Source organism: Dechloromonas denitrificans, assembly GCF_020510665.1.
Classification (GTDB): domain Bacteria; phylum Pseudomonadota; class Gammaproteobacteria; order Burkholderiales; family Rhodocyclaceae; genus Azonexus; species Azonexus denitrificans_B.
The window spans coordinates 983,005-996,227 of sequence record NZ_CP075187.1; the positions used below are offsets into that span (position 1 = coordinate 983,005).

Genomic DNA, 13,223 nt, shown 5'->3' on the forward strand with positions numbered 1-13,223 from the left:
CGCCATCGGTTTAGTAAGAGGGTGTGTGGCTCAGGCAATCGGCATCAGGCTGCGCTCAAATGCCCGGATCGCCCTTTCCTTGCGCTGCCGGTTGATGGAACGTGCCGCTTGTGCGACACGCTGACCGAGTTTGTCCAGTTTCAGAAACTTGCGAACCTTGTTGCGGGTCTTTTCCATGATTTTTCCTTCAGTGTTTGAGGGTGAAATCACTGTAGCGAACCGGGTAGCCGGCGTCTGTTCTGCTTGTGGATGGGCTTTGTAACCTTGGTTGACGGTTGTTTCTGGTTTGTAGCCGCTTTGTTTCACGACTTGAGCCAGCGTCGGCGCAGGTAGTGATCGAGCGACAGCTTTCCCGGTCCGCCAAGGATCAAGGGCAACAGCATGCCGAGGAAGAGGACCGGAAGCTTGAAGTTGCCAAACCCTTTGTCGGTAAATCCATAGCCCTGCATCAGTTGGCTCAAGGTCGCCCAGCTATCCGGCCAGTGCACGCTGGCAATCGCGACGAGCGTCAGGACGAATAGCGAGATCGAGAAAAAGCGGGTGGCCAGGCCGATGACCAGGGCCAGTCCGCCGAGCAGTTCGAACCAGGTGGCCATCTGCCAGCTGATTTCCGGCGGAATCAGGTTGAACGGGGCGGGGAAGCGTTCCTGGATGTCCATGAACCAGTTTTCACCGTTGAACTTTTCCAGGCCCGATTCAAAAAAATCCCAGCCGAGCAGGATGCGCAGACTGAGCATGGCAAGCCATAGTCCGAGCCAGTCAAGGGCGGAAAAGCTGCGGGCGAGCATGGTTTTCATGATTTTGTTCCCAGGATGATGCCTTGCTCGCGCAATTGGCTGAGCATGGCGTGGCCGTGGCTGACCAGTGCTTCGGGGGCCGGGTGGTGCAGTTCCGCGGCAATGTGCAGGCAGGCGGCACGGCCGTTCAATCCGTGCTCGCCAATCAGCTTGAGCAGGCGCGAGGTGACCGGGGTGCTGGCGACAAACCGGACCTTGTCCTCCCGGTCGCGAAAAACCAGCAACTGGCTGGGCTGGATCTTGCGCGGCCTGTAGTTCGGGCCGATCAGATGCACCGGCCACTGGTAATCCAGGTTCATCAACGTCGGATTGAGCAGTGGCTGGCCGATCAGCAGATTGCCGGCCGGATCGTGCGGCGGAATCGGGCAATCCATGATGTCGACCGCAAGCTCCACCCATTCGTAATGAGCCAGTTCGGTGAACCACGCTGGAAGCGGCTGGCGAATTTCTGCTGCCTGCAGATAGCGGACAAATTCCTGTGGGATTTCTCGAAACCAGGGAGTATGGCTCGGCCAGTCGCGGAAGAAGTGGCGGTTCAGGCGGCGCCAGCGTTGCTCGCCGAGCGTGGCGCGGCATACCGGAAAACATGAGTCGAGAAAGCCGCAGATGTTGGTGAACAGCAACTCGTTGTAGATCGCCATCCGGCGAGCCGGGATGCCGGCGGGGCGTGGGCTGCGCCGCGGGTCGCGCAGATGGCGGCCGAGGGCGCGCTGGAAAGTTTGAAAGTCAGTTGCGCTCATTGGGTGGCTCCGGCTTGCAGGCGTGCAATGTGCGCGACTTCCGCGGTCAACGCCGCCAAATCGCTGATATTGAAATCGCGTTCGAGGCAGGTGGGAACCACGCCGGTGCGCTGATACGCTGTTTCCAGTAGCTGCCAGACCGAATCGATGACCATGGCGCCATGTGTGTCGACGAGCAATCCGTCGGGTTCGACGTAATGGCCGGCAACATGGATGTAGCAGGTTTTTTCGAGCGGCAGGGCGGCCATGAATGCGGCTGGATCAAAGCCGAAATTCCGGCTATTGACGTAAATGTTGTTCACGTCGAGATGCAGCAGACAGTCCGCTTCGTGCACGATGCGACTGATGAATTCCGGCTCGCTCATCTCGGCGCCCGGCGGTGAAAAATAATACGAGGCATTTTCGATGCCGATCTGCATCTCGAGAATGTCCTGCGTCTGTTTGATGCGGTCGACCGTCCATCGCACGGCTTTTTCCGTCATCGGAATTGGCAGCAGATCGTAGAGATGGCTGTCGTCGGCGCACCAGGAAAGATGTTCTGTGTACAGCCTCATGCCGTGTTCGCGCATGAAGCGCCGGATCTGTTGCAATAGCTTGATGTCGAGCGGGGCAATGCCGCCGAGCGAGAGCGACAGCCCGTGACAGGCAAAGGCGTGGCGTTCGGTAAAGTGGTGCAAGTCCTTGGCGGATTTGCCCCCCATGCCGGCCCAGTTTTCCGGTGCCAGCTCAAAGAAGGCGATTTCCTCGGGGACGTGAGTTTTCAGCGCGTCGATCAGTTCGCGGCGAAAGCCGAGACCGGCGCCGCCGAGCGGGCGGTGTGTCATGAATGGCTCCTGGCCAGTGGGGGCGGCGGTCAGGCCGTAGCCTGCACCGCCAGCCTGATGCTGCAATTACTTCTTGTCAGCCCCGCACTTGGCTTCGCCGCACTTGCCATCCTTCTTCTTGTCGGCTTTTTTGTCGGCACCACATTTCGCTTCACCGCACTTGCCGTCTTTTTTCTTTTCAGCCGCTTTCTTGTCCGCGCCGCACTTGGCTTCGCCACACTTGCCATCCTTGCCTTTGGTGTCAGCCTGGGCCAGTTGGTAGCCAGCCTCCAGTCGGGTTGCGCCGAACGGATTGTCTGCGGCGTGAGCAAGCGGGCTCAGGGTGGCGGCGGCAAAGGCGGAGCCGATGGCGAGGGAAAGGATTGGCTTGGTTTTCATGATTTATCTCCGTTGTGGTCGAGGGTGAGGTGGATCAATCCTGATGATTGATCCAGGCTCCCGTTGCCTTGCGCAGGAACTGAAATTGTTTTTCGGTCAGTCGACAGCTTGCGCAATACGCCAGATGAAACCGAAACTGAATGCGTTCCCAGAGGCTGAGTTTGCGTTCGAGTTGTAGTGACGCCAGACGGGTTGCTTCCTTGCAACTGATCATTTCTGTTCCTGTGGGTGCAACGCAGGCGGGGTGCCTGTTCGATTAGTCGGAGCGATGCCAAAAACCTTACAAATATTTTTACAGTATTATCGGCCACCTCTTCATGGCTGTCCCTCGAAATGAAAACAGACCCAAAAACAGACCCTTTGCTCGACCCGGAGTTTCTCGGCAGCCTGCGTCGTGACATGGTCCGTTTTGCCGACCTTCAGCTGCGCAATAAGGCGCAGGCAGAAGATGCGGTGCAGGAGGCGTTGACCGCAGCATTTCAGGGGCGTGAGAAATTTGCTTCAAAAGCATCGCTGCGCACCTGGGTGCTGGCCATCCTGAAAAACAAGATTGTCGACACCCTGCGCCAGCGCGGGCGCGACGATGTCATGGTCGACGCCGAAAACGACAGCGATTTGAATGCCTATTTCGATGATCGCGAACATTGGGCCGAAGATACGCGTCCATCAAGCTGGGCTACGCCGGATCAGTCGATGGAAAACAAGCGCTTCTGGGAAGTTTTCGAGACGTGCCTGTATCGCTTGCCGGAAGCCAGTGCCCGTATTTTCACGATGCGTGAGGTGATGGGCTTCGATACCGACGAAATCTGCCAGACGCTGGGCATCACCAACAGTAACTGCTGGGTTCAGCTGCACCGCGCACGGCTCGCGCTGCGTGCCTGTCTGGGGGTTAACTGGTTCGGTGAAGCTGCCTGAGGGCAGCCTCACCGAATGGTGCTGCCTTAAAGCCGGAAGCCGGCCAGTAGCTGGCGCGTGTCGCCTGCGGTACGCGCCAGTTGGGCCAGCTCCTGGCGGGCGATCTGGATCGCTTCATCTTCGGCCATGACCCGGTTGTTGATGTGCTCGGTGGTCTGCGCCATGGCTGTCGTTGCGCCGCGCTGCTCATTGGTCGACAAGGCAATATCGCCGACCCGCTCGACGGCCTCGTGGATTTTTTGCTCGATTTCGGTGATCCGGCTGGCTGCTTCGCGCGACATGTCGACGCCGCGGCGAACGGTTTCCACGGTGGCCGTCATTGTCTTGCCGGCTTGCGATGTCTCGTTGCGGACGGCATCGATCATCCCGGCAATCTCCACGGTGGCCTTGGCCGTGCCTTCGGCCAGCTTGCGTACCTCGTCGGCCACCACGGCAAAGCCACGGCCCTGTTCCCCGGCCCGTGCCGCTTCGATGGCCGCATTCAGCGCCAGCAGATTGGTCTGGTCGGCGATGCCCTTGATCACATTGACGATGCCGTGAATTTCCTGCGAGCGGGAATCCAGGCTGTGCAGGATGCTCGACATTTCTTCAACCTGGGAGACCGAGCGTTCGGCATCCGTCGATACCGCTGCGATTTCCGCAACACTGGCGCGTGACAGGCTGCCTGTGTCGCGCATCATGCGATCCACATCTTCGGCATTGTCGGCGATGTGCGACACAGCGACGGTAATCTGCTCGATCGAAGCGGCATTGGCGCTGGCGGTTTCGGAAAGGTGCATCGATTCATTGGCAATCGTGTCGATGACTTGATTGAGCCGCTGCACACCTTCGGCCAGGCTGTTGGCTTCGGTGCGGAAGGAGGCGAACATCTGGCCGAGTTGTTCAAGGAAGCGGTTGAAGGCGCTGGCCGTTTCGCCGATTTCATCCTTGCTGTCGATCTGCAGACGAACCGTCAGGTCGCCGCCGCCCTTGGCAATGTCTTGCATCCGGTCGCGAATCTGGCGCAAGCCGGAGAGCATCCGGCTGGTGATCGTGCCCGCCAGCAATGCGGCAACCGCAACGACGACAAGCAGCGCACCGGCCAGCGTGACAAGCAGGCGGTTGAGCGGCTCAAGCACAATTTTTTTCGACAGCGAAACGCCGAGCACCCAGTCGCTGTTCTTGACGGGGGTGAGGAACTGGAAGCGTTCTTCACCTTCCCGCGTGATGCTGAACAGCTTGCCTTCTTCCACTGCCTTGGCCTGGCGCTCCGGGGTCAGTTCCGGGGCAATGCTCGATACTGGCTTGAGAATCGCATCCTTGTTCGGGTGCACCAGCACTGTCCCATCCTTGTGCAGGATGTAGGCATATCCTTCACCAGGCAGACGCACCGAGAGGATTTCCTTGGCGACCTGGGCAATCGACATGTCATTGGCCACAACGCCCTTGGTCTTGCCATCTTCCTGGACGACTGCGGCAAGGGAAAGAATCAGGCTACCGGTAAAGGCATCGACATAAGGTTTGGAAACAAAGATCGACTGGGGTCCGATTTTTTCAGCGCCCTGGTACCACGGCCGCTGCGTCGGGTCATAGCCGGCCGGGACGTTCTGCGGCTTGGAAAACACCATGCGCTTGTCGGGCGAGCCGGCATAGACCAGGTCGAATCCGCCTGCCTCGGCATAACGGGCAAAGATTTCCGGGGCATCGTTGCGTCCGACAACCGGGCGCAGTGAAGCGATCATTGCTGAACGCGTTGCCAGCCATTCGCTAACGGCAAAGGCGTAGCCATTACTCGAACTACGCGCTTCATTTTCGATGTCTTCAAGCAGTAGACCGCGAAGTTGTTGATAAAACAGCATACCAAGCGATAGCACGGTACCGACGAGCAGTACCATCAAAAAGGCCAGCAAGCGAGATTGCAAGGAGCGAAACATGGTGTGTCTCCCCATGAGGTTTGATTGGGTTGCCCGGTAGCTGGGCATATTGTTATTGGATTATCACCCACTTTTGATACTGTTGATACATTATTGCTGCTTGCAATATTTGAGCAAAAAAAACCCCGCCTCAAGGGCGGGGTAACAGGGAGTTTCTCGAACGGGGGAGTTTCGAGAGGAGGGTAAATCGGTTCCTTCAGTCGCGACGGCGTTTCTTCAGCCAGTGGCGGGTTGCAACAATGACGGCACCTGTGGCGACTGCGGCAGCAATGGCTTTGAGTGGTTCGGCCTGACCTTCGGCGAGCCAGTCAAAACCGGCGACACCAATGAAAACACCCAGGCTTTCATTGATCGGCAGGTTGTCGGCAAAAGCCATTAGCGGATTGACCGGGTCGGGATGCTGGCCAACATCGGCTGGGTCGGCATCAGTTCAAAGAAGTAGCTGCGGGCAGCGGCAAGAAATTGCTTGATATTCGTTTCGGTCATTTTGAGTTTCTCCTCTTTACGGGCTTGCTGTTGATCCATGCATCGCATTCTAGAGATGCATGGTCAAGCTGTCTGTTGCGCAAGCGTGGGCTGGAGGTAACAGCCAATGATCGTCTGTGACGCTTTGTAACGGCTGCCAAGGCCGTTACTGACAGGCTTTCCAGCTCAGGGTGAAACGTGCGCCGCCTTGTGGCGAAGCGCCGGCGATGGCTGTTCCGCCATGCAGTTCAAGGACGCGGCGAGTGATCGCCAGACCCAGGCCGTAACCACCGGTTGAGCGGTCGCGCGAGCGATCGAGTCGTGTGAAGGCGGAGAATATGTGCTCGCGTTCTTCGGGCGGAATGCCAATCCCGTCATCATCGACGTGGATGAGGATTTGCTCGGCCAGTATTTCCGTGCTGACCCGGATTTCCTTGCTGGCGTACTTGAAGGCATTGCGCAGCAGATTGCGCAGTGCATAGGGCATGGCCTTCCGGTCGAGGTCGACGCAAAGCTTTTCCGGCAATTCCGAGGTGTCGACCGTGATATCGAGGTTGCGGCCGAGCAGGCGAACGGCATCGACTTCCGCCACCAGCCAGCTGGCAAACTGAACGCTGGAGAAGTGCGGTTCGGGGGCTTCGCGCTCGAAGCGGGCATAGGTCAGGCTGGTATCGATCAGGTGGTCGAGCTCTTCGAGATCGCCTTCCATCATCGCCCACAGGCGTTCGCGTTCGGCCAGTTCATCCGTTTCGGTCAGCATTTCGAGCGCAAAGCGCATGCGTGCAATCGGGGTGCGCAGTTCGTGCGAAATTCCGCAGGCGAGTTCGCGATGGGTGGCCAGCAGTTGCTGGACGCGCTCGGCCATATTGTTCATGGTGTCGGAGAGCGGTGCGAACAGTTGGCTGCGAGCCGCCGGGGAGCGTGCTTCGAAGTTGCCGTCTCCGAGGTCGCGTGCCGTTTGGCGCAGCGCTTCGAGATCGCGCCAGACGGGGCGTACCCAGAACCACAGTGCAATACCGAAAATCAGCCCGGTCAAGCTCCAGGTGAGTAGGCGCAGGCGCAATTCGAGCGGCAATCTGTCTTTCAGTTCCGGGTTGCGGTTCGAGGCCAGCGGGCCGACGACCAGAACCTGGCTGCTGGTGCCGAGGCGGTGGTACATGATGTCGCCGTCGTGGTCGATCGCGATATCTCCGGCATCAAGCTTGTCGACTTGTGTCGGCGTCAGTGTCCGGTCGAGACTGATGCGTTCAACAATGCCGAGCTTGTAGGAGAATTTTTCGTCCAGTTCGCGAATCTTGCGCGGCCAGGTGCTGCGTGGCTGGCGAAACAGTTCATCTTCAATCAGGGTGATCGTGCCGCGCATGAAGCGACGTGCGTAGTCATCGGTAATGCCGCGCTGGGCGGTCGAGATGACAAAGTCGGCAGTGAAGGCGATGGCGACGAACGAACCCATCGCCAGCAGGTAGAAATTGAAAAACAGCTTCGACAGGCTGTAGCGGCCGCCGCGCCAGCGTGGCAGGGTGACGCGGAAGAGCGAGCGGGCCAGGCCCTGGTTGTGTTCTTTCTCGCCCTTTGTCCGGCTGGGGAGGTCAGTTCCAGTCATGCTTGCTAAATAGATAGCCCTTGCCACGCACGGTCTTGATCCGGGTCGGGTTTTCCGGGTCGTCATTGAGCTTTTTGCGCAGACGGGAAATGCGGGCATCGATCGAACGATCGAGGCCGTCAAACCCGATGCCGCGAAGTTCCTGCAGCAAGTCGTCGCGCGACAGCACGTTGCCGGCATGTGAGGCAAGCAGCCAGAGCAGGTCGAATTCTGCCGTCGTCAGATCGATTGTTTCACCGCTCAGTGCCGCGGTGCGGGTCGCCTGGCTGATTCTGAATTGCCCGAAGACCATCTGCTCGGCATCTGTGCTGCCGCCTTCGGCCGGGGTCGGCAGCCGGCGCAGCAGCGCCTTGATGCGGGCGAGCAGGACGCGTGGCTGGACCGGCTTCGCAATGTAGTCGTCAGCGCCCATTTCAAGGCCGAGAATCTGGTCGAAATCTTCGTCGCGCGCGGTCAGCATGAGAATGACGCCGCGGTAATGCGGGCGTACGGCGCGGCATACTTCGAAACCATCCTTGCCGGGAAGCATGACATCAAGGATGACCAGATCCGGCTGTTCGTTCAGGATGCGGGCTTCGGCAGTGTCGCCGCGTGGCTCGATGCTGACTTGCAGGTCGTTCTTGGTCAGGTATTCGGCAGTCAGCTCGGCCAGGCGTTCGTCGTCTTCGACGAGAAGGATGCGTGTATTCATGTGCCAATCTTAACGAGGCGCGGGCTGCCGGTCCACTTTGTCGCGGTCGACCTGCTGGGTAGCCTGTTTTTCAGTGGCTTGCCTTAGAATGCCCGGACTCGATTTCAATCTGGACACTTCGCATGATTTTTTCAAAAGTTCCCTTGCGCGCATGGTTTGCGACATTGTCGCTGGGCTGTTTCGGTCTGGTCGCTTTCGGCATGCAATTACAGGCCTTGTTGCGTCTGTCGCCATGCCCGATGTGCATCTTCCAGCGTTTGCTGTACCTGGTGATTGGTGTGCTGGCATTGCTCGGTTTCATCTTGCCCGCCGCTCACCCCGTCTGGCTTGTGCTGGTTGCCGGGTCTGCCCTGCTGGGGGCCGGGGTGGCTGCACAGCAAAGCTGGATGCAGGCTTTTCCCGAGCTGGCGACCGAGTGCGGTTTTACCGATCCCACTTTGCTTGAGCGCCTGGTCGATATGCTCGGCATGCAGTGGCCTTCTCTTTTCCTGGCAACCGGTTTCTGCACCAGCAAGGAATGGGTATTCCTCGGGCTTTCGATGGCTAACTGGTCATTCTTTGTCTTTGCCGGGATCGCTGCCTACGCCGTCATTCTGTTGCGTCGGAAGTGGCGCTGAGCGAATGCGGTGAGTTTTCCCCAGCTAGAAAAAACAAAACCCGCCAGAGGCGGGTTTGTCGAAAGCTGGAGGGAGGCTGATTACTTCAGCTTCACTTCCTTGTAAGCAACGTGCTTGCGGGCCTTCGGGTCATACTTCATCATTTCCAGTTTTTCAGGCGTAGTACGCTTGTTCTTGGAAGTGGTGTAGAAGTGACCGGTACCTGCCGTGGATTCAAGCTTGATCTTTTCGCGACCGCCTTTAGCCATTTTATTTATCCTTCCTTAATCAAACTTCGCCGCGTGCGCGCAGGTCGGCGAGGACGGAGTCGATACCGTTCTTGTCGATCACACGCAGGCCGGCGTTGGATACACGCAGGCGCACGAAGCGGTTTTCAGATTCGACCCAGAAACGACGATACTGCAGATTCGGCAGGAAGCGGCGTTTCGTTCTATTGTTGGCGTGGGAAACCTTGTTCCCAACCATCGGGGCTTTTCCCGTTACTTGGCAGACTCGCGCCATGATTGGTGCTCCAGAATTCGCTAGAAGAAAGCCCGCGATTTTAACGAATAAACCCTGTTTGTTTCAAGCTATTTTTGCGTATTGTTAGATAAGTCCACGTTCGGCGAATGAAATCGGGGTCTGATTTCCGGCCACGATGAAGTGGTCAAGAAGTTTCACATCGACCATGGCAAGGGCGTCTTTGAGGTTTTTGGTGAGTAATTCGTCGGCTCTCGATGGCTCGGCAACGCCCGATGGATGGTTGTGCGCCAGAATGACGGCTGCCGCATTGTGGGCGAGGGCAGTCTTGACCACTTCGCGTGGATAGACGCTGGTTTGCGTCAGGCTGCCGGTAAATAATTCGTCGGCTTTTAGTAGACGATTTTGTGCATCGAGCCAGAGCGCCATGAAAACCTCGTGCTGCCGGTTGGCCAGTTTCAGTCGTAACCAGTCGCGAACCTGGCTTGGCGATGAAAAGCTGTCCCGTCTGACCATTTCCTGCGTGAGCGCCCGCCGGGTCAGTTCGAAGCTCGCCTTGAGCTGGACGGCCTTGGCGATTCCGATGCCGGAGACACTGGATAGTTGCGCAGGCGTTGCTTCGGCCAGCGCATTCAGATTGCCGTCAAAACGCAGCAGCAAATCACGCGCCAGATCGACGGCACTTTTGCCGCGGACGCCAACCCGCAAATAGATAGCCAGCAATTCCGCATCCGACAGAGCTTCGGGGCCATGCGAAAGCAGGCGCTCCCGTGGGCGTTCGCCGGCCGGCCAATCGGTGATTGCCATGCTAATTCCAGTAGAATGGTCAAGCTATCATTCTAGTGTTAATGACAATGGAATTACAGGGAAAAAGTATCGTTCTCGGTGTGACCGGCGGGATTGCCGCCTACAAGGCCGCCGAACTGGTTCGTCTTTTACGTAAACAAGGCGCTGATGTTCAGGTGGCGATGACGGAAGGCGCCACGCATTTCGTAACGCCGACGACCTTCCAGGCGCTTTCAGGCAAACCGGTCTTTACGGATCAATGGGATGCGCGGATGCCGAATGCGATGGCGCATATTGATTTGTCGCGCCAGGCTGACTGCATTCTTGTGGCCCCGGCGTCGGCCGATTTTCTGGCCCGTGCTGTGCAAGGGCAGGCCGACGACCTGCTGGCCACCATGGTCCTGGCCCGTGATTGCCCGTTGCTGGTTGCGCCGGCGATGAACCGCCAGATGTGGGAAAACCCGGCAACCCGGCGCAATGTGGCCCAACTATTGGCCGACGGGGTGAGCATTCTTGGTCCGGACAGTGGCGAGCAGGCGTGTGGCGAGGTCGGTGCGGGCCGAATGATGGAGCCTGAAGAGATTGTCGAGTCGATGATCGCCTTCTTTGCTGCAAAGGTGCTGGCCGGGAAAAAGGTTCTGCTGACCGCCGGGCCGACTTTTGAGGCCATCGATCCAGTGCGCGGCATTACCAATCTGTCTTCCGGACGCATGGGATATGCACTTGCCCGTGCTGCACGCCAGGCGGGCGCTGAGGTGACCTTGGTTTCGGGACCGGTTGGTTTTGCCGCTCCACAGGGTGTCGACCGCATCAATGTGCGGAGTGCGCTCGATATGCATCGGGCAGTCATGGCGCATGCCGGTAAGGCCGATATCTTTATTGCCGTGGCGGCGGTTGCTGATTATCGCGTGGCTAACTCGGCCGAGCACAAGCTCAAGAAGGATAGCGGCGGAATTCCGCCGATCGAACTGATCGAGAATCCGGACATCCTGGCGGAAGTGGCAGCTTTGCCGGATGGCCCGTTCTGCGTTGGCTTCGCAGCGGAAAGTCGCAATCTGGAGGAGTACGCCCAGACCAAGCGGCGCAAGAAGAAGATTCCGCTGATTGCCGGCAATCTGATTCAGGATGGTTTTGGTGGTGACGACAATCGGCTGGTTTTGTTCGATGATGCCGGGGTTCATCCTCTGGCTCCGGCCCCCAAGTCAGTGCTGGCCCGCCAGTTGATCCAACATATTGCTCATTTGACAGGAAATAACTGATGCACCGTATCGATGTAAAAATTCTCGATGATCGTTTGCGCGACAACCCGCCGCAATACGCCACGCCGGGTTCTGCCGGCCTCGACCTGCGAGCCTGCCTTGACGCACCGCTTGAAATCGTTCCAGGGCAAACGATCCTGGTGCGTACCGGGATGGCCATTCATCTGGCTGATCCGGGCCTGGCAGCGATGATTCTGCCGCGTTCGGGCTTGGGCCATAAACACGGTATCGTGCTGGGGAATCTGGTGGGGCTGATCGACAGCGATTACCAGGGGGAATTGATGGTTTCGATGTGGAATCGCGGCAGCGATGCATTCACGCTCAATCCGCTCGATCGTATTGCCCAGCTGGTGGTTGTCCCTGTCCTGCAGGTTGGCTTCAATATCGTCGATGAGTTCGATGCCAGCAAGCGCGGAGAGGGTGGCTTTGGCAGTACCGGAAAGTCCTGAAATTCGACCGTGGCCGAAAAAGCGCCGTTCAGGCGCTTTTTTTACGTCTAGAAAAGTTCGATATCGCCATCGTTGCTGCCGCCGGAAGTCGCAGCAGAACCGCCTCCCGAACGAATGGCATCGGTTTTGACGTGCGAGTTGACCAGCAGCTCAACCAGGCGCTGGCTGCGCGTACGAAAACGTTGCAGTCCATCCGTCTGGTTCTGGTCATCGTGCAGGCTGAGGAAGGCGTGCATGTACTCGCCGACATTCAGGGTGCGCTGGCTGATACGGGACATCATCTGGGTGACGATGTCCTCGAACTGCATGGCCATTACCCCTTCCTGGGTCAGGTGATGCATTTGTTCGGTGACTTCGGTGATGTGCTGGGAGTGTTCGCGAGCCTTGCCGGTCAATTCCATCAATTCATTGCCAAGATCACGCAACATGGCTTGGGATTTGTCGGCGATGCTCATGTCCATCTGGCTGGCTTCGGTAATCTGCGTGCCTACATCGTGCAGCGAACCGAGAATGTCTGCCAGCGCCTTGCGAATGTCGGTATTGAAATCGCCGGTTCGGGCGGCAAGATTGCGGACTTCATCGGCTACGACGGCAAAACCGCGGCCGGCTTCTCCGGCTCGGGCTGCTTCGATGGCCGCATTGAGCGCCAGCAGGTCGGTCTGTTTGGTAATCCCGGCCACATCGTTGAGCATCGTGTTGATCAGCGAGACCTGGTTCTGCATTTGCTCGAAGCTGCTGGCAATGCCCAGGCTGGTTGTCCGGAGTTGAACCATCTTGCGGACGAATTCGCCGATCAGTGCGTTGGTTTCGTCGAAAAAGCGCTGCAGCCCGGCTTGTTCCTGAATATGGCTATTCTCGGAGCCTGTCATCTGCAGCATTTCATCGATCAGCGAGCGCAGAATCTGGCGCTGGTCGGATGATTGCGATTCCAGACCGGTCAGGCTGCCGGAAAGTTTGTTGACCGAAGCCCGGATGATTTCCTGCGCATCGACCATTTCTCTTTCGAGCGAGGAGAACTGCATTTCGGCATGGGCCATCGCATCGCTTGATAGCGTGTGATATTCCGACATGACCTTGTCGAGTTCGGCAATGTATCTTTGCTGTTTTGTCTTCCAGCGCTTGCGCTCCCCGAAAGAAAGCAGGACTGCGCCAGCCAGCGTCGCCGCAACGAGGAGAAACAAATGGGGCGAAACGCTGCCGCCAGTTTGTGACCATCCCCAGATCACCAGGCAGAGTGCTGTTGCAATCCAGATCAGCAGGTCGTCGATTCGTTTCATTCGTTGTTTTCCGAAAGCAGCCGATAGGCCGCCATTGTAAGGCGGCTATC

The 13,223-nt window shown here is 58.0% G+C and carries 18 protein-coding genes; 4 read left to right on the plus strand and 14 right to left on the minus strand.

Going from position 1 to position 13,223, the window contains the following annotated elements; all coding sequences use genetic code 11:
• Positions 1-30: 30 nt before the first annotated feature.
• The 6 genes from KI614_RS04550 to KI614_RS04575 form a co-directional block, all read right to left on the minus strand.
• The gene (locus KI614_RS04550) at positions 31-177 is read right to left on the minus strand and encodes a hypothetical protein (protein ID WP_203468926.1); all 147 of its coding nucleotides are present in this window, start codon (positions 175-177) and stop codon (positions 31-33) included.
• A 125-nt stretch (positions 178-302) separates the two neighbouring features.
• Entirely contained in the window at positions 303-797 is a 495-nt protein-coding gene (locus KI614_RS04555; protein WP_226408202.1) for a DoxX family protein, read from the minus strand.
• Positions 794-1,537, minus strand: coding sequence for a DUF2063 domain-containing protein (locus KI614_RS04560; protein WP_226408203.1), 744 nt, complete (start codon positions 1,535-1,537; stop codon positions 794-796). Before KI614_RS04560 ends, KI614_RS04555 begins: the two co-directional genes overlap by 4 nt.
• Positions 1,534-2,361, minus strand: coding sequence for a DUF692 domain-containing protein (locus KI614_RS04565; protein WP_226408204.1), 828 nt, complete (start codon positions 2,359-2,361; stop codon positions 1,534-1,536). Before KI614_RS04565 ends, KI614_RS04560 begins: the two co-directional genes overlap by 4 nt.
• 66 nt (positions 2,362-2,427) lie before the next feature.
• Positions 2,428-2,739 (minus strand): hypothetical protein, encoded by a 312-nt coding sequence (locus tag KI614_RS04570; RefSeq protein WP_226408205.1) that lies wholly within the window; start codon positions 2,737-2,739, stop codon positions 2,428-2,430.
• Between the two features lie 34 nt (positions 2,740-2,773).
• A complete protein-coding gene (locus KI614_RS04575) occupies positions 2,774-2,953 on the minus strand; it encodes a zf-HC2 domain-containing protein (protein ID WP_226408206.1) in 180 nt (59 codons plus the stop codon).
• A 119-nt stretch (positions 2,954-3,072) separates the two neighbouring features.
• Here KI614_RS04575 and KI614_RS04580 point away from each other — a divergent pair, with 119 nt between their 5' ends.
• The gene (locus tag KI614_RS04580) at positions 3,073-3,654 is read left to right on the plus strand and encodes a sigma-70 family RNA polymerase sigma factor (protein ID WP_226408207.1); all 582 of its coding nucleotides are present in this window, start codon (positions 3,073-3,075) and stop codon (positions 3,652-3,654) included.
• Between the two features lie 26 nt (positions 3,655-3,680).
• On the opposite strand, the gene KI614_RS04585 is transcribed toward KI614_RS04580, so the two are convergent.
• The 4 genes from KI614_RS04585 to KI614_RS04600 form a co-directional block, all read right to left on the minus strand.
• Entirely contained in the window at positions 3,681-5,567 is a 1,887-nt protein-coding gene (locus KI614_RS04585; protein WP_226408209.1) for a methyl-accepting chemotaxis protein, read from the minus strand.
• Between the two features lie 196 nt (positions 5,568-5,763).
• Positions 5,764-5,943, minus strand: coding sequence for a hypothetical protein (locus KI614_RS04590; RefSeq protein ID WP_203468934.1), 180 nt, complete (start codon positions 5,941-5,943; stop codon positions 5,764-5,766).
• A gap of 255 nt (positions 5,944-6,198) precedes the next feature.
• Entirely contained in the window at positions 6,199-7,635 is a 1,437-nt protein-coding gene (locus KI614_RS04595) for an ATP-binding protein (RefSeq protein ID WP_226408211.1), read from the minus strand.
• The gene (locus KI614_RS04600) at positions 7,622-8,326 is read right to left on the minus strand and encodes a winged helix-turn-helix domain-containing protein (protein ID WP_226408213.1); all 705 of its coding nucleotides are present in this window, start codon (positions 8,324-8,326) and stop codon (positions 7,622-7,624) included. The genes KI614_RS04595 and KI614_RS04600 overlap by 14 nt, the downstream gene beginning before the upstream one ends.
• A 122-nt stretch (positions 8,327-8,448) precedes the next feature.
• Here KI614_RS04600 and KI614_RS04605 point away from each other — a divergent pair, with 122 nt between their 5' ends.
• Entirely contained in the window at positions 8,449-8,943 is a 495-nt protein-coding gene (locus KI614_RS04605; RefSeq protein WP_226408215.1) for a disulfide bond formation protein B, read from the plus strand.
• Between the two features lie 80 nt (positions 8,944-9,023).
• On the opposite strand, the gene rpmG is transcribed toward KI614_RS04605, so the two are convergent.
• From rpmG to radC, 3 genes are all read right to left on the minus strand, one after another.
• Complete coding sequence (rpmG, locus tag KI614_RS04610; protein WP_066883653.1) at positions 9,024-9,191, minus strand: 50S ribosomal protein L33; 168 nt, start codon at positions 9,189-9,191, stop codon at positions 9,024-9,026.
• A 19-nt stretch (positions 9,192-9,210) separates the two neighbouring features.
• Positions 9,211-9,444, minus strand: coding sequence for a 50S ribosomal protein L28 (gene rpmB, locus KI614_RS04615; protein ID WP_226408216.1), 234 nt, complete (start codon positions 9,442-9,444; stop codon positions 9,211-9,213).
• Between the two features lie 84 nt (positions 9,445-9,528).
• Entirely contained in the window at positions 9,529-10,209 is a 681-nt protein-coding gene (gene radC, locus KI614_RS04620) for a RadC family protein (RefSeq protein ID WP_226408218.1), read from the minus strand.
• Between the two features lie 47 nt (positions 10,210-10,256).
• Between radC and coaBC the strand changes: the two genes are divergently transcribed.
• Together coaBC and dut are read left to right on the plus strand one after the other, a co-directional pair.
• The gene (coaBC, locus tag KI614_RS04625) at positions 10,257-11,447 is read left to right on the plus strand and encodes a bifunctional phosphopantothenoylcysteine decarboxylase/phosphopantothenate--cysteine ligase CoaBC (protein WP_413464192.1); all 1,191 of its coding nucleotides are present in this window, start codon (positions 10,257-10,259) and stop codon (positions 11,445-11,447) included.
• Positions 11,447-11,896 (plus strand): dUTP diphosphatase, encoded by a 450-nt coding sequence (dut, locus tag KI614_RS04630; protein ID WP_226408222.1) that lies wholly within the window; start codon positions 11,447-11,449, stop codon positions 11,894-11,896. Before coaBC ends, dut begins: the two co-directional genes overlap by 1 nt.
• Positions 11,897-11,943: 47 nt before the next feature.
• On the opposite strand, the gene KI614_RS04635 is transcribed toward dut, so the two are convergent.
• Positions 11,944-13,173, minus strand: coding sequence for a methyl-accepting chemotaxis protein (locus KI614_RS04635; protein ID WP_226408224.1), 1,230 nt, complete (start codon positions 13,171-13,173; stop codon positions 11,944-11,946).
• Between the last annotated feature and the right edge of the window lie 50 nt (positions 13,174-13,223).